18 protein-coding genes, 1 tRNA gene and 2 rRNA genes (1 of these 21 running past the window's edge) are annotated in these 26,630 nt (G+C 58.2%); 6 read left to right on the forward strand and 15 right to left on the reverse strand.

Going from position 1 to position 26,630, the window contains the following annotated elements; all coding sequences use genetic code 11:
* The 3 genes from FIU93_RS09045 to FIU93_RS09055 all read left to right on the forward strand — a co-directional run.
* Positions 1 to 2,505, forward strand: a 23S ribosomal RNA gene (locus tag FIU93_RS09045); it begins 218 nt to the left of the window's first position.
* 201 nt (positions 2,506 to 2,706) lie between these two features.
* A 5S ribosomal RNA gene (gene rrf / locus FIU93_RS09050) occupies positions 2,707 to 2,821 on the forward strand.
* Between the two features lie 249 nt (positions 2,822 to 3,070).
* Positions 3,071 to 3,147, forward strand: a tRNA-Met gene (locus tag FIU93_RS09055).
* Between the two features lie 522 nt (positions 3,148 to 3,669).
* Here the strand turns inward: FIU93_RS09055 and FIU93_RS09065 are convergent.
* The 6 genes from FIU93_RS09065 to FIU93_RS09090 form a co-directional block, all read right to left on the reverse strand.
* Complete coding sequence (locus tag FIU93_RS09065) at positions 3,670 to 5,016, reverse strand: TRAP transporter large permease subunit (RefSeq protein WP_208984788.1); 1,347 nt, start codon at positions 5,014 to 5,016, stop codon at positions 3,670 to 3,672.
* Complete coding sequence (locus FIU93_RS09070) at positions 4,982 to 5,557, reverse strand: TRAP transporter small permease (protein WP_152505411.1); 576 nt, start codon at positions 5,555 to 5,557, stop codon at positions 4,982 to 4,984. The genes FIU93_RS09065 and FIU93_RS09070 overlap by 35 nt, the downstream gene beginning before the upstream one ends.
* Before the next feature lie 182 nt (positions 5,558 to 5,739).
* Positions 5,740 to 6,879: a TRAP transporter substrate-binding protein gene (locus tag FIU93_RS09075; RefSeq protein WP_209010324.1), complete on the reverse strand. Its 1,140-nt coding sequence runs from the start codon at positions 6,877 to 6,879 to the stop codon at positions 5,740 to 5,742.
* 360 nt (positions 6,880 to 7,239) lie between these two features.
* Positions 7,240 to 10,428 (reverse strand): multidrug efflux RND transporter permease subunit, encoded by a 3,189-nt coding sequence (locus FIU93_RS09080; RefSeq protein WP_152505413.1) that lies wholly within the window; start codon positions 10,426 to 10,428, stop codon positions 7,240 to 7,242.
* Between the two features lie 123 nt (positions 10,429 to 10,551).
* Positions 10,552 to 11,742, reverse strand: coding sequence for an efflux RND transporter periplasmic adaptor subunit (locus tag FIU93_RS09085; protein WP_023000087.1), 1,191 nt, complete (start codon positions 11,740 to 11,742; stop codon positions 10,552 to 10,554).
* Positions 11,743 to 11,801: 59 nt separating this feature from the next.
* Positions 11,802 to 12,599, reverse strand: a complete 798-nt coding sequence (locus FIU93_RS09090) for an alpha/beta hydrolase (protein WP_023000088.1) — start codon at positions 12,597 to 12,599, stop codon at positions 11,802 to 11,804.
* Between the two features lie 167 nt (positions 12,600 to 12,766).
* Here FIU93_RS09090 and FIU93_RS09095 point away from each other — a divergent pair, with 167 nt between their 5' ends.
* Positions 12,767 to 13,687, forward strand: a complete 921-nt coding sequence (locus tag FIU93_RS09095) for a LysR family transcriptional regulator (protein WP_023000089.1) — start codon at positions 12,767 to 12,769, stop codon at positions 13,685 to 13,687.
* 55 nt (positions 13,688 to 13,742) lie between these two features.
* On the opposite strand, the gene FIU93_RS09100 is transcribed toward FIU93_RS09095, so the two are convergent.
* The 7 genes from FIU93_RS09100 to FIU93_RS09130 form a co-directional block, all read right to left on the reverse strand.
* Positions 13,743 to 15,041, reverse strand: coding sequence for an FAD-binding oxidoreductase (locus FIU93_RS09100; RefSeq protein ID WP_152505414.1), 1,299 nt, complete (start codon positions 15,039 to 15,041; stop codon positions 13,743 to 13,745).
* Positions 15,042 to 15,049: 8 nt separating this feature from the next.
* Positions 15,050 to 16,672, reverse strand: a complete 1,623-nt coding sequence (locus tag FIU93_RS09105) for a choline dehydrogenase (RefSeq protein WP_152505415.1) — start codon at positions 16,670 to 16,672, stop codon at positions 15,050 to 15,052.
* 8 nt (positions 16,673 to 16,680) lie between these two features.
* On the reverse strand, positions 16,681 to 17,541 hold the full coding sequence (locus tag FIU93_RS09110) for an ABC transporter permease (RefSeq protein WP_055661526.1): 861 nt from the start codon (positions 17,539 to 17,541) through the stop codon (positions 16,681 to 16,683).
* 12 nt (positions 17,542 to 17,553) lie between these two features.
* Positions 17,554 to 18,426, reverse strand: a complete 873-nt coding sequence (locus tag FIU93_RS09115; protein WP_152505416.1) for an ABC transporter permease — start codon at positions 18,424 to 18,426, stop codon at positions 17,554 to 17,556.
* Positions 18,423 to 19,547, reverse strand: a complete 1,125-nt coding sequence (locus FIU93_RS09120) for an ABC transporter ATP-binding protein (RefSeq protein ID WP_152505417.1) — start codon at positions 19,545 to 19,547, stop codon at positions 18,423 to 18,425. Before FIU93_RS09120 ends, FIU93_RS09115 begins: the two co-directional genes overlap by 4 nt.
* Before the next feature lie 130 nt (positions 19,548 to 19,677).
* On the reverse strand, positions 19,678 to 20,754 hold the full coding sequence (locus FIU93_RS09125) for an extracellular solute-binding protein (protein WP_023000096.1): 1,077 nt from the start codon (positions 20,752 to 20,754) through the stop codon (positions 19,678 to 19,680).
* A 115-nt stretch (positions 20,755 to 20,869) separates the two neighbouring features.
* Positions 20,870 to 22,357 carry a PLP-dependent aminotransferase family protein gene (locus FIU93_RS09130; protein ID WP_055661528.1) on the reverse strand — a complete coding sequence of 496 codons (1,488 nt, stop codon included), beginning with the start codon at positions 22,355 to 22,357 and terminating at the stop codon, positions 20,870 to 20,872.
* A gap of 130 nt (positions 22,358 to 22,487) precedes the next feature.
* Between FIU93_RS09130 and FIU93_RS09135 the strand changes: the two genes are divergently transcribed.
* The gene (locus tag FIU93_RS09135; protein WP_152505418.1) at positions 22,488 to 23,594 is read left to right on the forward strand and encodes a mandelate racemase/muconate lactonizing enzyme family protein; all 1,107 of its coding nucleotides are present in this window, start codon (positions 22,488 to 22,490) and stop codon (positions 23,592 to 23,594) included.
* Between the two features lie 2 nt (positions 23,595 to 23,596).
* Complete coding sequence (locus FIU93_RS09140) at positions 23,597 to 25,090, forward strand: aldehyde dehydrogenase family protein (RefSeq protein ID WP_152505419.1); 1,494 nt, start codon at positions 23,597 to 23,599, stop codon at positions 25,088 to 25,090.
* A gap of 234 nt (positions 25,091 to 25,324) precedes the next feature.
* Here the strand turns inward: FIU93_RS09140 and FIU93_RS09145 are convergent, their stop codons facing one another.
* Complete coding sequence (locus FIU93_RS09145; protein WP_286202416.1) at positions 25,325 to 25,834, reverse strand: hypothetical protein; 510 nt, start codon at positions 25,832 to 25,834, stop codon at positions 25,325 to 25,327.
* 2 nt (positions 25,835 to 25,836) lie between these two features.
* Positions 25,837 to 26,556: a response regulator transcription factor gene (locus tag FIU93_RS31570; protein WP_023000101.1), complete on the reverse strand. Its 720-nt coding sequence runs from the start codon at positions 26,554 to 26,556 to the stop codon at positions 25,837 to 25,839.
* Between the last annotated feature and the right edge of the window lie 74 nt (positions 26,557 to 26,630).

Below are 26,630 nucleotides of genomic sequence, written 5' to 3' on the forward strand. Positions count from 1 at the left end.
TAGTAGTGGCGAGCGAACGCGGACCAGGCCAGTGGCTTGCATTTAAGAACCGGAACCGTCTGGAAAGTCGGGCATTAGTGGGTGATAGCCCCGTACGGGTAGAAATTATGCAAGTCCTCGAGTAGGGCGGGACACGTGAAATCCTGTCTGAACGTGGGGGGACCACCCTCCAAGCCTAAGTACTCCTTGTCGACCGATAGCGAACAAGTACCGTGAGGGAAAGGTGAAAAGTACCCCGACGAGGGGAGTGAAACAGTTCCTGAAACCGGATGCCTACAAACAGTTGGAGGGCGCAAGCCTGACAGCGTACCTTTTGTATAATGGGTCAGCGACTTAATTTAACGAGCAAGCTTAAGCCGGTAGGTGTAGGCGTAGCGAAAGCGAGTCTGAATAGGGCGCCCTAGTTCGTTGGATTAGACCCGAAACCGAGTGATCTAGCCATGGCCAGGTTGAAGGTGCGGTAACACGCACTGGAGGACCGAACCCACGCCTGTTGAAAAAGTCGGGGATGAGCTGTGGCTAGGGGTGAAAGGCCAATCAAACTCGGAAATAGCTGGTTCTCCGCGAAATCTATTTAGGTAGAGCGTCGGATGAATACTCTCGGGGGTAGAGCACTGGATGGGCTATGGGGGCTTACCGCCTTACTGATCCTAACCAAACTCCGAATACCGAGAAGTACTATCCGGCAGACACACAGTGGGTGCTAACGTCCATTGTGGAGAGGGAAACAACCCTGACCGCCAGTTAAGGTCCCTAAGTTATGGCTAAGTGGGAAAGGATGTAGAACTCCCAAAACAACCAGGATGTTGGCTTAGAAGCAGCCATCATTTAAAGAAAGCGTAACAGCTCACTGGTCTAAATAAGGGGTTCCGCGCCGAAAATGTACCGGGGCTCAAGCCATACACCGAAACTGCGGGTGCATCTTATGATGCGCGGTAGCGGAGCGTTCTGTAAGTCTGCGAAGGGGGACCCGTGAGGGCTCCTGGAGATATCAGAAGTGCGAATGCTGACATGAGTAACGATAAAGCGGGTGAGAGACCCGCTCGCCGAAAGTCCAAGGGTTCCTGCGCAACGCTAATCGGCGCAGGGTTAGCCGGCCCCTAAGGCGAGGCCGAAAGGCGTAGTCGATGGGAATGCAGTTAATATTCTGCAGCTTGGTGGTAGTGACGGATGCCGTGTGTTGTATCTCCTTATTGGATTGGGGGTGCAGCGAAGGTGTTCCAGGAAATAGCTCCACCGTATAAACCGTACCCGAAACCGACACAGGTGGACTGGTAGAGAATACCAAGGCGCTTGAGAGAACTATGCTGAAGGAACTCGGCAAAATGCTCCCGTAAGTTCGCGAGAAGGGAGACCTCACGACGGGCAACCGTTGTGGGGTGGCACAGACCAGGGGGTGGCGACTGTTTATCAAAAACACAGGGCTCTGCGAAGCCGTAAGGCGACGTATAGGGTCTGACGCCTGCCCGGTGCTGGAAGGTTAAGAGGAGGTGTGCAAGCACCGAATTGAAGCCCCAGTAAACGGCGGCCGTAACTATAACGGTCCTAAGGTAGCGAAATTCCTTGTCGGGTAAGTTCCGACCTGCACGAATGGCGTAACGACTTCCCCGCTGTCTCCAGCATAGACTCAGTGAAATTGAATTCCCCGTGAAGATGCGGGGTTCCTGCGGTCAGACGGAAAGACCCCGTGCACCTTTACTACAGCTTCACACTGGTATTCGTCACGACATGTGTAGGATAGGTGGTAGACGTTGAAGCAGGAGCGCCAGCTCTTGTGGAGTCACCCTTGAAATACCACCCTTGTCGTCATGGATATCTAACCGCGGTACAACAATATCCGGGACCGTGTGTGGCGGGTAGTTTGACTGGGGCGGTCGCCTCCCAAATGGTAACGGAGGCGCGCGAAGGTGGGCTCAGAGCGGTCGGAAATCGCTCGTTGAGTGCAATGGCATAAGCCTGCCTGACTGCGAGACTGACAAGTCGAGCAGAGTCGAAAGACGGCCATAGTGATCCGGTGGTCCCTCGTGGAAGGGCCATCGCTCAACGGATAAAAGGTACGCCGGGGATAACAGGCTGATGATGCCCAAGAGTCCATATCGACGGCATTGTTTGGCACCTCGATGTCGACTCATCACATCCTGGGGCTGGAGCAGGTCCCAAGGGTTTGGCTGTTCGCCAATTAAAGTGGTACGTGAGTTGGGTTCAGAACGTCGCGAGACAGTTCGGTCCCTATCTGCCGTGGGTGTAGGAGAATTGAGAGGATCTGTCCCTAGTACGAGAGGACCGGGATGGACGTACCTCTGGTGGACCTGTTGTGGCGCCAGCCGCATTGCAGGGTAGCTATGTACGGAAGGGATAACCGCTGAAAGCATCTAAGCGGGAAACCCACCTCAAAACCAGTTCTCCCTGAAGAGCCGTGGAAGACCACCACGTCGATAGGAAGCGTGTGGAAGTGCGGCAACGCATGAAGCTTAGCTTTACTAATAGCTCGTTCGGCTTGATCCTCTCATTAGTCAATGTTCATCTTTTGGATGCGCCCCTGGCGCATCAAAAAGATCATTTTAAGTGCGCTACCGCCCTTCGGGCTGCTTGAGCGCGTTTGAAATGATCCATACGGCCAACGTCCTGGAACCTTCGTCCCAGGCGAGGCCGACCAAAACATCAAAAAAATATATAGACCAGTTCACGCAAATTGCGCTTCGCCGGCCTGGTGGCCCTAGCGGGGAGCCCCCACCCGATCCCATCCCGAACTCGGCCGTGAAACTCCCCAGCGCCAATGGTACTGCATCTTAAGGTGTGGGAGAGTAGGTCGCCGCCAGGCCTGCAAATCGCAATTTGAAACCTCTTCAACTTGTTTGCCGCTCACGCGCGCACCGCCCTAAAGGGCTGCGCTCCGCGCGGGCGGCCTGACCGGCCGGCGGCCACTCGGCCTTGCCTCCGCTGCGCTCCGGATCTCTTATCCCATATCAGCGCAGTCTTCCGGTCAAACCGAAACATAAGGGTATCCCCAACAGGGACCAAACCCACTTGGACCAAACGCGCAGCGCGCCAAGGACAAACAAAAAAACAACGCGGGATGGAGCAGCCCGGTAGCTCGTCAGGCTCATAACCTGAAGGTCGCAGGTTCAAATCCTGCTCCCGCAACCAACAAATAACCCGGCCGCGCGCCGGGTTTTTTGTTGCTAACGGATACTGATCTTAAACTGACCAGCGCTCCCACAAGAGCCGCTATGCCCGACGCACTGGCACAAAAAAGCTCAAAGCAACCTCCAGAAACAAACAAATAACCCCGGCAGAAAAACTGACCGGGGTTTTTTGTTGCCTAACGCAACTCGACCGGAACGGTTCCAGGGACACCCGAACGGCAAAGCTCAAAAGAAGCGCTGGAAACAAATCTAAACCGCCCCAAAAATCCAAAAGCCCCGCCAACATTACTGGTAGGGGCTCCGGGTATCTCTGATCCAAAAACCAAACCTAAGCCGTCGACAACAAAACACCGCCCAACGTCGACGCCATCTCCTCAATCATACCGTCCTCAAAAACCAAAGGCGGGGAAAGCGCGATGATGTCCCCTGTAACGCGGATCAGCAAGCCTGCTGACAAGGCAAAGAAGCCTTCATGTGTAATGGCGTGCCGCATCCAATTGAAAGAACGCGGCACGCCTTTGAGTTACAGCATCCAGGTCGCGATGCCAGGGAAGAACAGCAAGATTGCGAGAACAAAGAGCTGCAGAACGATAAACGGAAGCAGGGCTCCGTAAATGTTGCCGAGTGTAATGTCCGGTGGTGCCACGCTTTTCAAGTAGAAGGCCGCCGGTCCAAACGGTGGGGTAAGGTAGGAGACCTGCATGTTGACGGCAAACAGGATGCCGAACCAGATCGGATCATATCCCAGCTGAACGACAATCGGCACGAAGATGGGCAAGGTCAAAAGGGCGATCCCGATCCAGTCCAGGAACATGCCCAGCACTAGCAGGATCAGCATCATGATCAGAATGACGGCCACGGGTGACGCGTCGAGACCAAGCATGACCGCGGAGACGAAGCGGTTGCCCCCCATGAGGTTGTAGACACCGACGAGCACGGCTGCGGCGATCCCGATCCAGATGATCATGCCGCAGGTTTCCAGCGTGTGGACCAGACTGTCCTGAAGCATACGGGCGTTAAGTTCCCTGCGAAGCAGTGCGATGATGAGCACTGACGAAACCCCGAGTGCAGCTGCTTCGGTGATAGAGGCGATGCCTCCATATATGGAACCTAGAACCGCTACCACGATGAACACAGGGGCGATCAGGGACCGGATCGCACTTCCTATTGTTTCTTCGGCGCGTTCTTCCGCGGAAATTGGTGGCCCGAGGTCCGGGTTTCGGAAACAGCGTACAAGAACATAAGCGATATAGCAGCCGAGCAGCATCAGGGCAGGTGTGACTGCCGCGACGAAAAGGTCGGCAATGGAAACACTTGCCACCAGCCCATAAATAATCAGGACAATGGAGGGCGGCATCATTGTTCCTAGAGATCCGCCAGCACAGACGACCCCGATTGACAGGTCACGGTCATATCCAAGTCGCAACATCTGGGGCAATGCCAGAATTCCCAGTAGAACGATCTCACCACCGATGACGCCGGACATGGCGGCCATCAGGGTGGCGACGATCAGCGTTTGGACAGCGACACCACCTGGCAACCGTCCGGCAAGAACCCTCATTCCGTTGAAGAGGTCCTTTGCGATGCCTGATCTGTCGAGGAGTGCCGCCATCAGGATGAACATCGGAATGGCGACGAGGGAATATTCCGTAATGAAGCCGAAGATGCGAGCCGTAACCAGCGGCAGCGCATTTCCTCCAAACCAGCCGAACGTGAAAACCAGGGCTACGAGCCCCGTCACCCATGCGAGAGGCTGACCTGTAAGCAGCAACACGAAGATGCTGCCAACGAGCAGAATTGTACCGTATTCAATACCCAGATCGTTGAGGCCCATGTCATTGGCCTCCGCGTTCGCTGTAGGCAGCGTCATCGCCGCGGATCGCCTTGATCAGGTGCATCAGGGTCTGAACGAACATCAGGCAAACGCAGATCAGAATAATGATTTTCAGCAGTGCCGGTGTTGGCGGGTTCCACGCCGTACCCGTGCCCTCCAGATGGATATCGCCGTTGGGGCGGTGGGTAGCCTTCCAGGCCATTGTCGCGCCTGCGTATCCCAGTCCTGCAAAGAAGATCATCGCGATCAAGGAATTGACGATATCCAGCCATCGACGCACACGTGGCGAAACCGAGTCATAAATCATGCGCACGCGAATATGCTTGTCGCGAGCGAGCGCTACGGGGCCGCCGATCAGGAAGATGGCTGCTATGAGGAAGGTCGTGCTCTCGTGAGCCCAATACGTCGGGCTATCAAAAACGTAACGGGCGATAACCTCATATACGCTGATGGCAAACGCCAGAAAGATAGCCCAGGCAAAGAGCTTCGCGGACCCGGCAATGAACCGGTCGAGGCCGGTTCGCAGGTTCGCCTGGCTATTGTCCTCCAGGTCACTCACATCCGGATTGTCCGGCATGGATTCTTCTCCCGTCGCGCAGTTGGTAAGCTGTTATGGAAATAGGGGATGGCCAATCACTCTTGGCTGACGGCCACGCACCGGCGTCTCGTTTCACCCGTTATGGACAGATAGAAACAAGGTCAGGCCGCACCCGAACCTTTCGGTTCGGGTGCGGCTGCGTCAACGGAACGTTGGTCAGATCAGAGCTGGTTCCGGCCCTTCAGATAAGCGACTACCGCATCGTAGTAGCGTTGGGTGAGGTCGTTCTTGCCGGCCCAGTTTTCCCATTCCTGCTGCGCGATCCTGCGGAACTTCGCTCGCTCGTCGCCGGACCAGTTGACAATTTCGATCTCCGGGTTTGCCTTGGCTTCCTCGACTGCGGCCGCATCGAGTTTGCGTACGGAATAAACGTGATCGAAAATGAACTGGTCAACGGAGGCGTTCAGGACGGCCTTCAGGTCGTCCGGAAGTTCATCCCAGATCGATTTGGTCATCGAAATGTCGATCAGCGGCAGGGAATGAAAGCCCGGATACAGCGGATAGTGGGCAACGTCGTTCATGCCCTGCGACTGGTTGGTTGCAAAAACCGTGTAATCGGCCGCCTGGACAACGCCCTTGTCGAGAGCCGTGAAGACCTCTGAACCGGGAAGTGCTACCGGAGAGGCACCTGCCTTGGAGAAGATCTCGTAGACCATGCCTTCCGGCGCGCGCATCTTGACGCCCTTCAGGTCTTCCACTGAGCGGATCGGAACACTGGAGACGAAAGCTTCCGGCTCAGTTGCTGCCGCTCCGATGAAATGGGCGCCATAGGGCTCGACCAATTCGGCGTAAAGCTCGTGACCGCCACCGGATTGCATGAACCCGATCAATTCGAACGGATCGCTCCAGGCACCGACCAGGTTGCCCATCATCGCAAAGGCGGGATCCTTGCCGGCGAAATAGCTCGGATCGGTCAGATGCCCCTGAAGAATGCCGGAGCCAACGGCGTCAAGCGTATCGGTATGCGGGACAACGGCACCAATCGGCAAAATCTCGATCTCGATCCGCCCGCCGGACATTTTCTCGACGTTTTCAGCCCACTTTTGCTTGTTGATGAATCCGGGTTCACCAGCCGTTTCCGAGGTCTGGAAGGTCCAGTTGTAGTCGGCGGCCGTTGCGGCGGTCGGTGCTGAAAAGACCGACAGGGCAAACAAGCTTGTTAGAATTCCGGTCTTCAGCGACGAAAGACGCGCAAAACGTCTTTCCACAGTCACAGATTGTTTGATGCGTGCTGCAAGGTGTTGAAATTGCACGCCGCCGCGCAGCGCTTTCGTGTCTTGGTGATAATTATTCGATTGCATGTTTTCCTCCCACATACATCGCCACAAGTTGGCTAGCCAACGCCAGGCACGTCACGTTACGCGGCCAGAAACCAAATATGACAGGTCAATTCACGCAATCCATTTGCGGGAACCCGCAATTTGGGTGTCGTTGCCGGCATTGCATCTCAGGGATGTGAGGGGTGTTCTGAGTGCGGCGACCTTGCGTGACGGGGGTCTCGAGGGAGGCGTTCAGATCTTAGCTTGATCGCATGGAGCGTGCGTGCGGTCGACACCGATGCCAGCTGGTCGCACTCCCCACGCCGGTGAAAGGCTGCCCAAGTACAAAACGCCCTGGAAACGAATGCTCCCAGGGCGTTTTTCATGTCATTTGGTCCAGGTTCAAGCGGCCGTGTTCTGAGCTTGCGGCTGCTCTGCTGGTTCCTCGTGTTGCGCAAGCGGGCGATTGCCCGAGAGCTTGCGGACCAGCACGTAGAACACCGGCGTCATGAAGATCCCGAAGAAGGTCACGCCGATCATGCCGGAGAAGACCGCGATGCCCATCGCGGCTCGCATTTCCGCACCGGCGCCGGTAGAAAGCACCAGCGGAACCACACCCATGATGAAGGCCATCGAGGTCATCAGGATCGGGCGCAGACGTAACCGGCTGGCTTCGACTGCCGCTTCAACCGGCGTTCGGCCTTCAAATTCCAGTTCCCTTGCGAATTCCACGATCAGGATCGCATTTTTCGCAGAAAGCCCGACCAGCACCACCAACCCGATCTGGGTGAAGATGTTGTTGTCGCCATGGGTCAGCCAGACGCCCGTCAGGGCGGCAAGGACACCCATCGGTACGATCATGACAATCGCCACCGGAAGCATCAGGCTTTCATACTGGGCGGCAAGCACCAGGTAAACCAGAAGCAGGGCCAGAGGGAAGACCAGGAACCCGGAGCTGCCGGCAAGGATCTGCTGGTAGGTCAGGTCCGTCCACTCAAAGGCAATGCCTTTGGGCAGGGTTTCTTCCGCAATCCGCTCGACCGCTGCCTGGGCCTGGCCGGAGGAAAACCCGGGAGCCGGGCCACCATTGATGTCAGCCGCAAGGAAACCGTTGTAGCGGGTTGCCCGTTCCGGCCCGGTGGTGGCCTCCACCTTCAACAGGGCGGAGAGCGGGATCATCTGGCCGGTGGCAGAGCGAACCTTCAACTTGCCGATATCGTCGGCATGCGCCCGGTACTGGGCGTCCGCCTGCACCCGGACACTGTAAGTGCGACCGAAGGCATTGAAGTCGTTGACATAAAGTGAACCCAGATAGATCTGCAGCGTCTCGAATACGTCCGTTACCGATACGCCGAGCTGTTCCGCCTTGGTGCGATCAAGATCCGCATAAAGCTGGGGCACATTGATCTGGAAACTGGAGAACAATCCAGCCAGTTCCGGCGTCTGATAGGCTTTCGCCAGGAAGGCCTTGTTGGCCGCGTCGAGTGCCTGGTAGCCGAGACCTGCCCGGTCCTCGATCTGCAGTTTGAACCCGCCGGTGGTGCCAAGGCCCTGAACAGGCGGCGGCGAGAACATGGCGATAAACGCGTCCTGGATCGTGCCGAACTTCTGGTTCAGCTGCATCGCGATGGCGTCGCCGGACAATTCCGGAGACTTGCGTTCCTCGAAATCCGTCAGGGTGGCGAAGACGATGCCCGCGTTGGAAGAGTTGGTGAAGCCGTTGATCGACAGGCCCGGGAAGGCGATGGCGTGTTCGACACCTTCCTGCTCCATGGCGATCTCGCTCATCCGGCGGATGACGTCTTCGGTCCGGTCCAGCGTGGCAGCGTCGGGAAGCTGGGCAAAGCCGATCAGATACTGTTTGTCCTGTGCCGGCACGAAGCCACCGGGGACTGTTGTGAAGAGACTGTAGGTTGCCCCTGCAAGTGCCATGTAGACCACCATGACGATGGTCTTGCGGGACAACAGGCCGCCGACGCTCTTGCCATAGGCGTTGGAACCGGCGCCGAAGGCCCGGTTGAAGCCCTTGAAGAACCAGCCGAACAGGTAGTCCATCGAACGTGTCAGCCAGTCCTTGGGCGCATGGTGATCCTTCAGGAGAAGGGCGGCCAGGGCCGGGGACAGAGTGAGCGAGTTGATGGCCGAGATGACAGTCGAGATTGCGATCGTCAGTGCGAACTGGCGATAGAACTGACCCGAAAGGCCGGTGATGAAGGCCAGCGGGACAAACACCGCCACAAGCACCAGTGCAATGGCGATGATCGGTCCGGAGACTTCCTTCATGGCCTTGTAGGTTGCCTGGCGCGGGTTCAGTCCGTTTTCGATGTTTCGTTCGACGTTTTCAACGACCACGATCGCGTCATCGACCACGATGCCGATGGCGAGAACCAGCCCGAAGAGGCTGAGAGCGTTGATGGAAAAGCCGAAGACATACATGACTCCGAAGGTGCCGATGATCGACACGGGAACGGCGATCAGCGGAATGATCGATGCGCGCCATGTCTGCAGGAACAGGATCACGACGAGAACCACAAGCACCACGGCTTCCAGCAGCGTGTCGACAACCTTCTCGATGGAGGACCGAACAAACTTTGTGGTGTCGTAGACGATTTCGTATTTGACGCCGTCAGGCATGGCGACCTGAAGGTCGTTCATGGTCTCGACCACTGCATCGGAAATGGCAATTGCGTTGGAGCCGGGTGCCTGGAACACAGGAATGGCGACGGCCGGTTTGCCGTCGAGCAGGGAGCGCAGCGAATAATCGGCTGCACCGAGCTCGATCCGGGCAACGTCGCGCAACCGGGTGACCTCACCGTTTTCACCGGTACGGACAATGATGTTGCCGAACTCTTCCGGTGTCTGAAGACGGCCTTGCGCATTGACGCTGAGCTGAACGTCGACACCCTTCAGGTTTGGCGAAGCGCCGATAATGCCGGCCGCGGCCTGCACGTTCTGTTGGCGGATGGCGTTGGTGATGTCGCTGGCTGCCAGGTTATGGCCGGCCGCCTTTTGAGGGTCGACCCACACACGCATGGAGTAATCGCCGGAACCGAACACCTGCACCTGGCCGACACCCTGCAGGCGGGCCAGCCGGTCCTTGATGTTGAGGACGGCATAGTTGCGCAGGTAGGTGATGTCGTAGCGGTTGTCCGGCGAAGTCAGGTTCACGACCATCATCAGATCGGGTGAACTTTTCACCGTGGTTATGCCAAGGCTTCGTACTTCCGCCGGAAGACGGGGTTCGGCTTGCGAAACGCGGTTCTGGACAAGCTGCTGGGCCTGGTCGGGATCAGTGCCGAGCTCGAACGTGACCGTGAGTGTCATGACGCCGTCAGAGGTCGCCTGGCTGGACATGTAGAGCATGCCCTCGACACCGTTGATCTGTTCTTCCAGCGGTGTTGCCACCGTCTCGGCAATGACCTTCGGGTTCGCCCCCGGATAGGCGGCGCGCACGACGATCGATGGCGGCACCACCTCGGGGTATTCTGAGATCGGCAGCGCCCGCAGACCGATCAGGCCGGCGATGAGGATGAGGACAGACAGCACACCGGCAAAGACCGGGCGGTCGACGAAGAATCTCGAGATATTCATATCCAGGCCCTTTCCGGTCGGAAATCGGGACAACACGTCCCCGGCCGGCGACGGCGCCACCGGCAATCATGACTTGAATTGTTGACGAGGGGAGGTGGAGCGCCTTGCACTCCACCTGTTCACTCAGTTTGCAGCGGCAACGTCGTTTTCGAGCTGAGGATCGACGAGTGCACCAGAGCGGATCCGCTGCAGGCCGTTGACGACGATCCGTTCACCCGGTTCGAGGCCGCTGTCGACGATACGTGCACCTTCCGCGGTCCTGCCAAGGTCGATCGGCCTGTAGGCCACCTTGTTGTCGTCACCGACGACATAGACATATTTCTTGTCCTGGTCGGTGCCGATGGCGCGTTCGCTGATCAGGACCTTCTGTTCCGGCCTTGGCTCACCCATGCGGATACGCACGAACTGGCCCGGGATCAGCCTGCCGCCCGGATTGTCGAAGACTGCCCTGACACCAATGGTGCCGCTGACGGCGTCAACCTGGTTATCGACCAGCTGCAGCTTGCCCTTCACCGGGTGTCCGGCGGTTGACGAGGTTTCGATTTCGACGGGGATCATGTCCAGTGGCGGCACCGCAGCATCTGTTTGCGGCAACTCGGCCAGAACCCGCGAGACCAGGTCTTCACTTGCGTTGAAGCTTGCATAGATCGGATCGACAGAGACAAGGGTTGTCAATGCCGGCGATGCGGAGCCCGCGGCAACGAGATTGCCGACGGTGATCTCGATCTTGCCGACACGACCCGACACGGGTGCCAGCACCTTGGTGTAGCCAAGTTCCAGCTTGGCCGACCTGAGAGCTGCCTTGACGGTTCTGAGGTTGGCCTGTGCTTCGGCGTAGGTGTTGCGGCGCTGGTCGAGGACGCTTTGGGAGATGGTCCGGTTTTCGATCAGCTTGTTGCCACGGTCCAGTTCCAGCTTGGCGAGGTTGAGCTGCGTTTGCGCAAGTTCAACCTGACCTTCCCTTTGAGCGACGGCGGCCTCGTAGGGAGCCGGGTCAATGGTGAAGAGCAGGTCACCTGCTTCCACCAATGCGCCTTCACGGAAATCGACGGATTGAATGGATCCGGCCACACGGGAGCGGATCTGCACCCGGTCAACGGCTTCAAGCCTGCCGGAGAAATCTTCCCACACGGTTATCTCTCGGGATTTGACCTCGGCAACGGTCACCGGCACCGCCGGGATGGCGACTGTACCGCCGGCGGCCGTTGCAGGGCTGCTTGCCGGAAGGTTCATGATGAGGACAGCGGCTGAAACAGAGACAGCAACTGCCAGACTGGCGCCCGTCAGGGCCCAGCGCTTGCTTCTTGATGTCATTGGTCTCTCCTTGGAAACCCTGCTGAAAACACAATTTTCAGAAGGGTTTGGATATCAAATCAGTGGACGCTGACGGACTGCACGAAACCGGAAAATTGCGTGCTTACGGTTTCTTGCCAGGATGGGGTCTCGTCCGTCTTTCCGCCGTAGAGTGATGGCCAGCCTGTCCCGGCGGGGAGAACATGCTGGTGAACTTCAACGCCTGCATTTTTCAGACAGGTCGCAAAGCCGAGTGTTTCGTCCTTGAGCGGATCGTCCTGAGAAGACAGAACAAGCGCGGGGGCAACGCCGGTCAGGCGTGAGCACATGCATGGGGCCGCATAGGGGTGGCACATGCCGGTGCTGAGATAGTGGCTCCAGCCGTCGGCCCAGATGTCCTTCATGCCGAACTCGCCGGCCTTCTGAAACGATGCAGAGCCCATGAAAGGATCAAGCAGAGGTGACAGAAGGATCTGCCCGTCAAGTTCATCGGCGAAATGATCCCGCGCCTTCAGCGCGACCGCTGCGGCGATGTTGCCGCCAGCCTCGACGCCGCCGACAAGAAGCAGGGATTTCCGGTTCCCGAGGCCGGCGCGCTTTTTCGCCAGATAGGAGAAGATCGAAAAACCCGTTTCCAGCGGCTTCGGAAAAACGCTGCCAAGCGGTACATTGTAATCCGGCATCACGACAATGGCGCCGGTTTCGGCAATGAGATGCGCAAACTCGCTTTCCTGCGGGACGGTGCCTTGAAAAGCGCCGCCATGAAAATAGATCAGGACTGGCGGCGACTTGCTGTATTCGGCGCCCTGGTAGACACGTGCCGCCACGGGGCCGATGGCCACCTTGTCGAGTGTCATATCCTTGATCTGCACCGTCATTTTCAGCGCCGTTTCGTGTCTGTTGGTTGAGGGAGAACTGGGTACACCAGCTCTCTTGCATGTCCGATAGGTATTGTTGTTCCAACTCTGGAATAAGGGGTGTATTATTGGTTTCACTATTCGAATTTTCGAATAATAAGCCTATTTTTTGATCAGGACGCCCAGAAATGGATCAACTCTCCGCCATGCGCGCCTTTGTGAGGGTGGTTGAAACAGGAAATTTCACCCGAGCCTCCGATTCCCTTCAGATGCCGAAGGCGACGGTTACCAACCTGATCCAGAATCTCGAGAAACATCTGCAGACCAAATTGCTCAACCGGACAACGCGGCGCGTGATTGTGACGACGGACGGCGCGCTTTATTATGAGCGGGCCGTTCAGATCGTTTCGGAGGTCGACGAACTTGATGCCAGCCTGTCCCAAGCCCAGAGCAATCCGGGTGGGCGGCTGCGCGTTGAAATGTCAGGGGCCTTTGCCGACTGGTTCGTGATACCGGAGCTTGGCGGTTTTTACGAAAAATACCCGGATATCCGTATCGACCTCGGGATCGGCGACAGGACAGTCGATTACCTGGCAGAGAATGTCGATTGTGCCTTGCGCGGTGGTGCACCGGCTGATCAGTCGCTGATTGCGCGGCGGGTGGCGGAGGTCGGCCTGACCACTTGCGCGGCAGCGTCCTACCTGGAGCGGGCGGGTACACCGGAAACCCCGGCAGACGTGAAGGCGAACCACTATTGCGTCAACTATTTCGTTGCCGCCACCGGACGCACACACCCGTTCACCTTCCGCAAGGACGGTGAGGAAATTCTGGTCGACGGACGCTATCATTGCTCGGTCAACGATGCCCGCAGCTATGTGGCGGCGGCCGTTGCCGGTCACGGCATCGCGCAGCTGCCTGACTTCATGGTGCGGGAAGAGCTGAAGCGCGGGGACCTCGTGCCGCTGTTGACGGAATGGTCCGCCGACACCATTCCGCTTTATATCGTCTACCCACCCAACCGGCACCTTTCGAACAAGGTTCGCGTTTTTGTCGACTGGCTGGTGCGCCTGCTTGCCGATGTGCCGGCGCCCGCCCAGTCTTCGGTATGAAATGATGGCAAGGGGGGCAGCGCAAGAAGGCTATCCACCGCGAGGCTGACCCCAATCAGATGCCGAACCTGTCCCGCAGCCGGTAGACCAGCACCGATGGTGCCAGGAACCACGGATTGCCCTGGTACAGCGGCCGGGTCGGGAAGGGGATCTTCTCGAACGCGGAGAGTGATTTTTCACGGCCGGCAGCTTTCTGGCCCATACGCATGCCGAGATAACTCGCCATACCTACCCCGGACCCGCAATAGCCGCCCGCGTGAAACAGGCCGTTGTCTTCGCCAGCATGGGCGAGTGTGTCGAAGGTGTAGCCGACAAACCCCATCCAGGCATGGCTGATCCGCACGGAGCCAAGTTCCGGAAAGAGGGCTGTCATATCGCGGTGGAGCTTGAGTGCGCTGTTGCGCGGGTCCGTTTCGCTCAAGGAGACCCGGCCGCCAAACAGCACGCGCTTCCGGTCGGGGGACAGCCGGTAGTAATAGACCAGTTTTCTGGTGTCGGAGAGGACCCGGTCCGTCGGAAACAGCCGGTCGATCGTTTCACTCGGGATTTCTTCCGTCGCGATCACGTAGGAGCCGATCGGGATCAGCCGTCGCTGAAGCCAGGGCGACAGGGGGCCGGAGTAACCATTGGTCGCCAGAATGACCTTGCCTGCCTTGAGGGAGCCGTCGCTTGTCAGGACCTTGAAACCTGACGTCTCGCGTTCAAGCGACACCACCCGGCACTTGCCGCGCACCATCGCGCCTTCCGCCAGCACCTTGTTCAAAAGTGAAGGATGGTACTTGCTGACATCGATGCTGCAATGATGCGGATTGACGATACCGCCATGATAGGCATCGGTCCCAAGCTCCTGTGCCATGTCGCTTTTCGGCACCATGAAGGCATCGGTCTTCCACACGGGGTGTCCGGCGGCACAGTCTCTGGCAAGGCTCTCGTAAAGATGGGGCTTGTGGGCGCCGTGGAAGCGGCCGGTTTCCCGTAAGCCCATCTCCAGTCCATCTTCCCTTGAAAGTGCGTGCATGTAGTCGAGGGACGCCTGGCCTTCCAGGCAAAGCTGGGTGGCGAGCTCCCCGCCATAGCGGCCTGCCAGGTTGGAAAAGGACGGCTTGAGGCTGGTTGAAAGCTGGCCGCCATTGCGCATGCTGCAGCCCCAACCCGGATCTTCCGCATCGAGAACCAGTGTGCCGAGGCCTTCACGGGCGGTCTGCAGTGCGGCGTTCAGGCCGGTGTACCCACCGCCAACCACCAGCACATCGACCTCTGGGGGCAAACCTGTATCCGGCAGTACGAGTTTGGGGGCGATATCCTGCCAGTATGGTGTCGTCTTGTAGTTGTCCGCAAAAAGAGCCTGAGTCATTACGTGCCTTACGCCGCTCGCGTGTCTTCCAGGATAAGGTCCGCGCCTTTTTCGCCGACCATGATCGCAGGTGCGTTGGTGTTGCCGGACGTGACCGTCGGGAAAATAGAGGCATCGACAACCCGAAGCCCTTCGACCCCGTAAACCCGTAGGCGCGTGTCGACGACGTTTTCGTTCGCGTCCGGTCCCATGCGGCAGGTGCTGACAGGGTGGAAGACTGTGGAACAGCGGCTGCGGACATCCGCCAGCATGTCCTCGTCGGTCTGGACACCCGGGCCGGGTGTGATCTCCTCGTCGATAACCGATTGCATGGCAGGGCTTTCGGCGATCTTGCGCATCAGCTTGCTGCCTTCGATCATCTCCGTGAGATCACGGTTGGTGCTGAGCGAGTTCGGGTGGATCTCCGGCATGTCGAACGGATCGGAGGAGCGCAGGCAGATATGGCCGCGGCTGGTAGGCCGCGTCGGCTGGAAGCCGAGGAGGAAGCCGGGGAACGGGTCCGGGTTCATCAGCGGACGTTTCCCCTTCGGCGCCTTGGTGTAGCTGACTGGCGAGAAATACAGCTGGATGTTCGGCCGTTCACAATCCGGATTGCTTCTGACAAAGCCACCAGCCTGATTGACACTGAGCGACAGTGGACCACTGCGGGTCAGAACATAGCGGATGCCCTGGGCGAGCTTGCCCCACCAGGGATAAAGCTGCTGGTTCAGCGTTGGCACTTTGGACCGGTAGAGATAGTCGAGACCGAGATGGTCCTGAAGGTTCTTGCCGACAGCAGGGCTGTGCAAGGTGGAGGAAATGCCCTTGGCCTGCAGTTCCGCGCCATCACCAATGCCGGACAACATGAGGATTTGCGGCGAGTTGACGGCACCTGCACTGAGGATCACTTCCCGGCGGGCCTTCACGGTCTGCTCGGTGCCGCCTCGGCTGTAGACGACACCGGTCGCCCGTCCGTTCTCAAGGATCAGCCGGGTCGTGTGTGCGTTGGTCAGGATGGAGACATTCTGACGTTTTTTCGCGCGTGAAAGATAGGCGCGGGCCGTCGACATGCGGAACCCGTTTTTCGCGGTTATCTGGTAGAGGCCGACACCTTCCTGGCTTTTGCCATTGAAATCCGGATTACGGCTGAAGCCGGCTTCCTCGCTGGCTGCCAGGAAGTTTTGACACAGCGGGTGGACGTCCTTGTCCATGGAGGAGACATAAAGCGGGCCATCCCCGCCGCGATAGTCGTCGGCACCGTTGCAATTGGTTTCCGAGCGCTTGAAATAGGGCAGAACGTCCTGCCAGCCCCAGCCGGTGTTGCCGAGGGCCTTCCAGTCCTCGAAATCCGCATGCTGACCGCGGATATAGACCATGGCATTGATCGAGCTGGACCCGCCCAGCACCTTGCCGCGCGGCCAGTAGCCGGAGCGGTCGTTGAGCCCCGGATCCGCCTCGGTGTGGTACATCCAGTTGATGTTCCGGTTATAGAAAGCCTTGCCGTAGCCGATCGGCATCCAGATCCAGAAATTGAGATCCGAGCCGCCCGCCTCCAGAAGGCAGACGGTGTATTTGCCGTCTTCCGACAGCCGGTCGGCAAGCACCGAGCCTGCCGAGCCCGCGCCGACGATGACAAAGTCGAACTCCGCCATGAATGCTCCTATTGAGAGGTCTTGTCGCGCTGGATGGCAATCGATAGCAGCGCAAGCAGTCCGGACCCGACCATGAGCACGAAGGAGACGGCATTGAGAACCGGCGTCGAGCCGACCTTTGCCATCCGGTCATACATGGTGATCGTCAGCGGCGCTTCCGAGCCGACAAGAAATAGCGTGGTGTTGAAGTTCTCGAACGAGACCAGGAACGCAACGATGCCGGCCGCGATCATAGCCGGACGCAGGAAGGGCAGCGTGACGGTGCGCAACACGCGGACCCGGCTTGCCCCCAGGTTGAAGGCGGCTTCTTCCATCGTGGCGTCGAATTTCTTCAGCCGGGCTGTGATCACCAGCGAGGTGATGGTGGTGATGAAGGAAAACTGCCCGAACACGACAAGCAGAAGGCCAGGCCTCAGGAACTCAAGCTCCAGATCGAACCTGTTTTCCATGTAGTTCGCGGTGTCGCTGGCCAGGACCAGGATGGAGATGCCGAGGATGACACCCGGGATCACCAGCGGCACCACCATGAGAATGTAGAAGAAGTTCTTGCCCGGAAACTCGCCACGCACGAACAGAAACGCATTGGTCGTGCCGACGAAGACGGAGAGTGCCGCCACGAAGATTGCGATGACGAAGGAATAATAAAGCCCCTGCAGCAACCGCCGGTCATGGAACATGCCGAGTTTTGGCTCGGTGTCGCTGAAGAACCAGTCCAGGGTGAAACCTTGCCAGGGCAGCGCCGGGAACAGGCTGTCGTTGAAGGCAAAGGCTCCAGCCGAAATCAGCGGCGCTGCCAGGAAGATGAAGAAGGCAACGACATAGAGCCGGTAGCCCATCAGGAACGGAGAGGAGTTCTTTTGCGCAAGCATCGTCTGTCCTCCTCAGCTCTTTGCCACGGTGTTGGCGAGGGTCTGACCGGAGAGTTTCAGGCCGAGCCAGATCACGACGGAGGTAAAAATCAGGAGCAGCATGCCGAAGGCCGCGCCTCCCTCCCAGTTGAAGCGGGTGATGAACTGATTGTAGATCTGTTCTGTGAACCAGCTCGAATTCTTGCCGCCGAGCAGGATCGGCGTCAGGTAGGAACCCGCCGTCAGCATGAAGGTGACGATGCAGCCGGCCACGATGCCCGGCATCGCGTAGGGAATGATGATCCGGCGCAGCACGGTGAAGCCGTTGCCGCCCAGATTGTACCCGGCCTCGATCATGGAATTGTCCATGCCGTCCAGCGTCGAGACCAGTGGCACGATCATGAACAGGATCACGGTGTAGACAAGGCCGATGATGACCGCGATGTCGTTGTAGAGAAATTCGACAGGCTGGCCGACCAGTCCGGTCCAGAGCAGGAAATTCGAAATCACACCGGTTTCGCGCAACAGCAAGATCCAGCCGAAGGAACGGATCAGGTCGCTGACCCAGAGCGGGATCAGGCAGAGCAGGAACAGACCACCGCGCGCCCTGGGGCCGGCGATCTTGGCGATGTAGTAGGCAATGGGAAAGCCGATCAGCAGCGCCAGTGCTGTGACCAGCAGGGACATGGACCCGGTTCGAAGTAGGGTGTTCCAGTAGATCGGTTCGTTGATGAAATCCAGATAGTTGGCGAAGCTGTACTCATAGACGCGCGGTGCCACTTTCTCGCGGAAGGACAGGAGCACCATGCCGATGTGCGGCAGAATGATCAGCAGCAGGATCCAGAGCGCGAAAGGCGAAAACAGCAGGATCAGCGACAGCCGTTTGATGTCCTTGTTGTGCATCATGCGCTCTCCGCACGGGCAAAGCACATGGCTTGCCGGGACGACCAGATCAGGCGCACGTCTTCGCCGGGTTTCAGGTCGTTGTTGCCGGTTACCGTCACGTCGGATTCGATAAGCTCGCCGCTGCCGGTCCGTACGAGAACACGGCTGTTGGCACCGTTGAAGAGCAGGCTGTCGATGACACCACTCATCTGGTTGTCACCTTCTGTCACGGCCTGGTCCGCTTCGGATGAGCGAACCGTGCGGATGAATTCCGGCCGCACGAAAATCTCCACCTTGTCGCCATCACGAATGGTCTGACCCGCGCCGGCATTGAAACTCATCGAAAGGCCCTGGTCCGTTTCCACCTTGCCACCTGTGCCATCTGCGGATTTCACCGTGCCGGACCAGCGGTTGCTATCGCCGACAAAACCGGCGACGAAGGCGGTCTTGGGATGATGATAGAGATCCTGCGGCGTGCCGATCTGTTCGAAAATGCCCTGGTTCATGATGGCGACGTTATCGGACATCACCAGTGCTTCCGACTGATCGTGGGTGATGTAGATAAAGGTCGTGTTGAACTGGTGCTGCAACAGCTTCAACTCGATCTTCATCGCTTCGCGCAGCTTCAGATCGAGCGCGCCGAGGGGTTCATCGAGCAGCAGCACATCCGGATCGAGCACCATGCAGCGAGCAATGGCGATGCGCTGTTTCTGGCCGCCGGACAACTGGTGAATTTCCCGCTCGCCAACGTCGGGCAGGGCAATCCGCTCCAGCACGTCCTGGACCTTGCGCTTTATTTCCGCATTGCCCACGCCTGCGCACCTGAGGCCATAGGCGATGTTCTCGTAGACGTTCATCATCGGGAACAGCGCCAGATGCTGGAACACCATCTTGACGTTGCGCCGGTTGGGCGGCACGCCGAGTACCGACTTGCCCTTGATCTTGATGTCGCCGGAGGTCGGGTCCTCGAAACCCGCGATCATGCGCATCAGGGTCGTCTTGCCACAGCCCGACGGACCGAGAATGGAGAAGAACGAACCGCTCGGGATCTCGAAGGAGACGCCTTTGACGGCGCGAAATCCTCCAAAACTCTTGGCAAGGTCGAGGCATTCAAGATCGTAGGTGGGTGAGGTGTGTTTCATCAATGCGGGCCAACTGGAAGGGATCGGGGTTTGGAGCGCCGGGTTGTGTCCGGTTGCTTCTCTCCGGTGTTTTGATTTTTTCAAAAAAAGGAAAGGGCTGCCGGAATGGTTCCGGCAGCCCTGAACCTGATCAGCCGCCTGTGGCTGCCTTGATCTTCTCGAGAGTCTTGCCTTCCATGTCTTCCACGCCGGGAGGAATGTTGGCAAAGAACTTGAGATTGTCGATGTCGGCTGCGGTGAAGGCCGCATTCACGGCTGCCTTCTTGTCTTCCGGCAGCAGGTCGGTACCACCCTTGACCGCGGCAATCGCGCCGGTGCTGCCGGACATGATGGTCACGTTTTCCGGCCGCAGCACGAAGTTGATCCACTTGTAGGCGGCATCATCCGCCTTGCCCTTGCGCGGCAGGGCGAAGGTGTCGATCCAGGCTAGTGCGCCTTCCTTCGGCGGAACGAAGACAATGTTCTGGTTCTGGTCGTAGAGCTTGTAGGCGGTGGAATCCCAGGTTTCGGATGCCACGATTTCGCCTGACAGCATCATCGCGGAAAGGTCGTCGCCGCCTTTCCAGTAGGCCTTGATGTTGTCCTTGCACTCGATCAGCTTGTCGGCGACCTTGTCCAGGATACCCTGGTATTTCTCAAGATCCGCATAGGCCGCGAACGGGTCTTCGCCCATCGAGAAGGCCGTGCCGAGCAGGATCGTGCGCTTCAGGCGCATCGAGGTCTTGCCCTTGTAGGCCGGGTCGCACAGGTCGGCCCAGCTCGAAAGGTCCGGAGCCTTTGTCTTGTCGGCCATCAGGCCGGATGTGCCCCACTGGTGGGGAACCGCGTAGACTTCACCCTCGATCGTCGTGTTTGCCTTCACGCCGTCAAGCAGCTTGGCTTCCATCGCACCGGTGTCGATCTTTGAGAGATCCAGCGGCTTGTAGATGTCATATTCCAGCTGGGCCGCGTAGATGCGGTCGTGGCTTGGCTGGGCAAGGTCGAAGCCGGCACCACCAGTGGCGCGCAGCTTGGCAATCATTTCCTCGTTGTTGGAGAAGGTGACTTCAACATCAATGTCCGGATATTCTTCTTCAAATTTTTGGACCAGTTCGTCGGGAGCGTAAGACCCCCAGGTCAACAGGCGCAGGGTCTCTGCCTGGGCAGAGCCGGCACCGGCAAGCATGGTTGCGGCCAACAGGCCGGTTAGTGTTGTTTTCAAATGCATGACGTCCTCCTGAATGCACTCAGCGTACTAACCGGAAAAAAGCCTAGGTTGGAATTGGCCTGCCAAATATATCCATTGCAGATAATTTAGCAGTCCAATTGACCGAGGGTGCACCTTAGCTGGTGCAGCAAACAGGCAGGATTTTCTTGAGAACCTTCATGCCTTTGCGGATGTCATCCTGCGCGGAGCTGCCGAAGCCGAGGACAATGCCGCGCTGCGGTATCCGGCCAAGAGCGTAGCGAGACAGGGGGGCGGTGGTGATGCCGTGTTTGGCCGCTTCAGCGACGATCCTGTCTTCGTCGTATCGGTTCGACAAAAGGCCGACAGCGTGAAAGCCGCTGCTGGTTGGCTGCAGGTCAATGTCTCCTGCAAGACTGGCGCTTTCTGCCATCAAGGTGTCGTGACGGTGCTTGTAGAGTTGGCGCATGGTGCGGATGTGTGTTGCGAACATGCCTTCATCCATGAATTCGGCAACGATCGCCTGGGTGACGGTCGGAACACCGGCAAGCCAGGTCAAGCAGACCCGCTCGAAGCTTTCCACCAGGCCTTCCGGCACCAGAACGAAGCCGAGCCTGAGGGCCGGAAACAGGGACTTGGAGAAGGTGCCGACATAGATTACCCGGCCGTGGGTATCGATGCTCTTGAGTGTTGGTGGTGGCTGGTCGCCGAAATAGAACTCGCCGTCGTAGTCGTCCTCCACGATCATGGCGTCGGCTTCATTGGCGGCTGTCAGAAGCGCCAGGCGGCGGGAAAGGCTCATGACGTGGCCAAGCGGCTGCTGGTGCGATGGCGTTACGAAGGCGAGCCGAAAGTAGGGCGCCTTGGCAAGGCCGTCCTCGATGCAAAGGCCTTCCTCGTCAACGGCGACTGGAATTGGCCTTGCGCCAATGGCAACAAAAGCGTTGCGCGCACCAATTGCGCCAGGATTTTCAAACCAGATCGGCTCGCCCGGATTGACCAGCATGCCGCCGACCAGGGAAAATGCGCGCTGGGCGCCGTTGGTGATGAATATCTGTTCGGGGTCGCACTTGATGCCGCGGGAGGCATTGAGCTGACGGGCAATCGCCCGGCGCAGCGGCATGTAGCCGAAGGGTTCGCCATAGCCGGCAATGTGGTCGCGGTCCTTGCGCCAGTGCCGCGCGGAGAGTTTTGCCCATTGCGCCATCGGAAAGGCGTCGAGCGCCGGCAGTGCTGTGACGAAGGCCTGCGATTTGTGCGGCAGGCGCGAGCGCAAGGTGAAATCCGGGATGGCATGCCGGGTCGCGTGGGAAAGGCGCGGCACGACGGGGGTGATGTCGCTGGCCTCCTGTGACGGCTTCGGTGCAAGGCGGGCGTTCAGCGCTTCACTCACGAACGTGCCAGCGCCTACCCTTGCCTCCAGAAGACCCTCGGAAATCAGGCGGTCGGTCGCATCGATTACCGTCGTGCGGGAGACGCCGATCTCCTGCGCCAGGGTGCGTGTGGCCGGCATCCGGTCACCCGGGGTCAATGCCCCCGTCAGCAACAGGTCGCGCAGAGCCATGTAGAGCTGGATCGAAATTTTCTTTTCGGCCGTCTTGTCGATCTTGATCGACGAGAGCACAGCGCCGGCATGCCGTTTCATCGCGTTCTCCCAAATTGGTATGAGAGTTTGCGCAAAACGGACCTTCTATCAAGTCCAATTCTGGATAAGGGTCGGTTCACGAGCCAACCCCTATCCATCGGGACCGTCCGTCCGAGGACCGGATAAGACAATGAAAATACAATCAATAGAAACATTTACCAATGAGTTTGTCTGCTTCGTTCGTGCAACCGCCGAAAACGGTGCGACCGGATGGGGGCAGGTAGCGCCTTACTACGCGGATATCACCGCGGAGGTCGTCCACCGTCAGGTTGCACCTTATGCGCTGGGCGAGGACGCTTTCGACATTGAACACCTGATGGAGATCATCCCGGAACGTGAGCACAAGTTTCCCGGATCCTATCTGCGCCGGGCGATGGGGGGACTGGACACTGCCCTGTTCGACTTGCGCGGCAAGCTGGAAGGCAAGCCGGTGTGCGAACTGCTCGGCGGAACGCCGGGCAAGGTGCGGGCCTACGGGTCGTCGATGAAGCGTGACATCACGGCGAAAGACGAGGCGGATCGCCTCAAGAAGCAGCAGGACCTTTACGGCTTCGACGCCTTCAAGTTCCGGATCGGTGCCGAATGCGGCCGCGACCAGGACGAATGGCCGGGCCGGACGGAAGAAATCGTGCCGACCATGCGCAAGGCCTTTGGTGACGACACCGCACTGCTGGTCGATGCCAACTCCTGCTATTCGCCAGCCAAGGCTATCGAGATCGGCCGATTCCTGGAAGCCAACGGCATTTCCCATTACGAGGAGCCTTGCCCCTACTGGCATTACGACCAGACCAGGCAAGTGACAGATGCTCTCGACATCGATGTGACAGGGGGGGAGCAGGATTGCTCTCTGGTGGACTGGCAGCGGATGATCGATGAACGAGTTGTCGATATCATTCAGCCGGACGTCTGTTATCTCGGTGGTATGGTCCGCACCATGAAGGTGGCACAAATGGCGCATGAGGCAGGCATTCCCTGCACACCGCATGCGGCCAACCTGTCGCTGGTGACGCTGTTCACCATGCATCTGCTGCGGGCGATCCCGAATGCGGGCAAATATCTCGAATTCTCCATCGAGGAAGCCGACTATTATCCCTGGCAATACGGCCTCTTCACCGCGTCGCCATACGAGATTGTCGACGGGCATGCCACGGTGACCGATGCGCCGGGGTGGGGTGTCGAGATCAGTCCGGAGTGGCTGGCGAAATCCACATACAAGATCAGTTCCCTGGAAGGCTAAAGATGTCCGGAGCAAGCGAACTCATCGCGGAATATCAGGCCACGGGCACGCTGAAGGCGTTGCCCCTCGGCCATTTCATCGACGGCAGCTTCACGCAGCCGTCCCATAACCGCACCATGGAAAGTTTTGATCCGGGTCGGGGCGAAGCCTTCGCCCGCTTCACGGCGGGAACCGCCGAGGATGTCGATCAGGCGGTAAAGTCGTCAAAGGTTGCTTTTGAGACGGTCTGGCAAGACATGGCGCCGGTGGAGCGGTCCCGGATCCTTCTGCAAGCGTCACGGCTTATCCTGGAAAATCTCGATCTTCTGGCCGTTGCCGAAACGCTGGACAGCGGCAAGGCACTGCAGGAAGCTCAAGGCGATGTGCGCGGTGCGGCTCGTACGTTCGAGTATTACGCGGGCGCTTGCGACAAGCTGCAGGGAGACAGCTTTCCCCTTGGGCCGAATTATGTCGGTTACGCCATTCACGAGCCGGTCGGGGTCACGGCCCACATCATTCCGTGGAACTTTCCGATCTCCACCGCTGCGCGCGGATTTGCGCCGGCGCTTGCAGCCGGCTGCACGGTTGTGGCAAAGCCTGCCGAACAGACGCCGTTCACCGCACTGCTGCTTGCGAAGATCCTGCATGATGCCGGATTGCCGGCAGGCGTGTGCAATGTCGTGACCGGAACCGGCGCCGAAACCGGTGCTCCACTGACCTCCCATCCGGATGTCGATCACATCACGTTCACCGGTTCGGTCCAGACGGGCAAAGCTGTGATGAAGGCGGCAGCCGACGAGATCACCCGCGTGGTGCTGGAGCTTGGTGGCAAATCGCCCGTGGTGGTGCTTGGCGATTGTGACCGGGAACAGGCGCTATCCGGTGTTCTCGGTGCGATCTACGAGAATGCCGGCCAGATCTGCTCCGCTGGATCTCGTCTCGTGATCGAGAAGAACATTCACGCGGACTTCGTTGCGGAACTGGTGAAACGCACAAAATCGCTGACACTCGGGCACGGTCTTGGCAACCCGGATGTCGGGCCGGTCAATTCTGCGGGACATCTTGCGAAGGTTGCTGGTTTTGTCGACCGCGCAAGGGCGCGGGGAGCTGATATCGTGACGGGTGGCGCCATAGCCGCCGACCCGAAAACCGGCAAGGGCTGGTTCTATGAGCCGACAATCGTCGACAGCGTTTCTGCGAGTGACGAGTTGGCGCAGGAGGAAATCTTCGGGCCGGTGCTGACGGTGCAGGTGGCTGATGATGCCGATCACGCCCTGGCACTTGCCAACGATTGCCAGTACGGCCTGGTCGCAGGCATCTACACGTCGAATTTCGCAAAAGCCCATCAGCTCGCGCGCAAGATCGATGCCGGCCAGATCTACATCAACGAGTATTTCGCCGGCGGGATCGAGGTGCCGTTCGGTGGCAACAAGAAATCCGGTTTCGGCCGCGAAAAAGGTCTCGAAGGTCTCAAAAGCTACTGCAAGACCAAAAGCATTGCCGCCAGGATCGGCTAGAACTTGTCGCGTTTCGTCGGAAACGCTTTTCACTGCCTGAAATCGGGAATTTTGACGCAAAAAGCGATGCAAGATCTTTCCAGTTAGACGCGGCACGCTCCAGGGCAGAGTTCAGTCAGCCGGATCAGAGCGATCCGAACCTGCTCAAACATCCTGTTACCTCCCCTGAAAGGCCGGTTCGGTTTACCGATCCGGCCTCTTTTTTGTTGAGGCTGCGTATAGCGCGGGAGGATCTCACACCGGAAACTTGCGCTGCTTGAAGAACTCCCAGAGCGACTTGTTCAGCGTCTGTGTCTTCTGGATCGTTTCCCTGACGAGCGTGATTTCCCGGGCATTGATCGGGCTGGACTTGCCGTATTCGATCTTGTGTTTCTGGTCGCTGATGCGCATCAGGATGGTTGAGGCATTGCGCCCCTCGTTGTCGAACGAATAGATGCAGTGATTATATTTGTTTTTCAATTTCAATGTCTTGTGCATGTTCCGCGTTAGGCTCAGCACCTCTTCCCTCAAGTCCGGTTTCTGCGCGTCGAGCTTGGCCAACCGTTCGACCAGATCAATTCGGGCACGCGACGTGTTGAGGGTCAGGAAGATCACCGTCGCGACTTCCTTGGTGACGCCGGCGAGGCCCGCGATCATGTGGATCAGCAGGCTCTCCGTGTTGGTCCACGTATAGTTCAGCCGACCCATGAGGGCGAGAAACGTCTGGAATTCGTCCGCCATTGTGGGCGCATCTGCCGCGCTCATCTTCAGGCCTCTAGGTTGGGTGGTCGTTGTTCCGTCTGAATGTAGATCGCGGCTGCTTCCGTTCTGTTTGAAACGCCGAGCTTTGAAATGATGTGATGAATATGGAGCTTGATGGTGTGCTCCGACAGGGACAATTTTTCGGCGATGTTCTTGTTCTGATATCCCTCGGAGATGAGGCATAGAACTTCGGTTTCCCGTTTCGTCAGCTTGCCGAAGCGGTTCCTGGTACGGCTGCGGTGCCTGCGCTGATGCATGGCCGGGGCTGCGCCGTAAGGCCTTTCCATCCCCATGTACTTGATGGCATCAGCCGGCAGATAATGGCCGCCGTTGAGCATGAGACGGATAGCGCCTAGCCAGAGATCGATCCGAAGGTTCATCGGCAGCACGCTCTTGATCAGGCCTTCCTGGAAATAATCGCTGATGATCGAGGGGAACGACAGATCATCATTGATCAGCATGCAGAGGTTTGCTTCAGGGAAGTTTTTCCGCAGGCAGGCAATAGCTTCCTTGCGCTCCGCGCTGAAGCCTTCGTCAATCAGGAAAAGGCGTTTTGAAAATTCCCCACGGCGCTCCGAGCGATAAAGATCGATTTTCTGAGTGATACGGATAAAACGTCCATCTTCTATTTCCCGGTCGATTACTCCTTCCAGTTCCTTCGGAAACTTTTCGGACGCTCCAATATAATAGATTGAACCTTTATTCTCGTAATTTACGCTAGTCATTACTGTCACCCCTACAAACTAAGATAAAATTTAATTTGGACTCTCTTTCACTTGCAATTGCCAGAAACAGGGCC

Origin of the sequence: Labrenzia sp. THAF35 (assembly GCF_009363595.1) — a bacterium.
GTDB classification, from domain to species: Bacteria; Pseudomonadota; Alphaproteobacteria; order Rhizobiales; family Stappiaceae; genus Roseibium; species Roseibium algicola.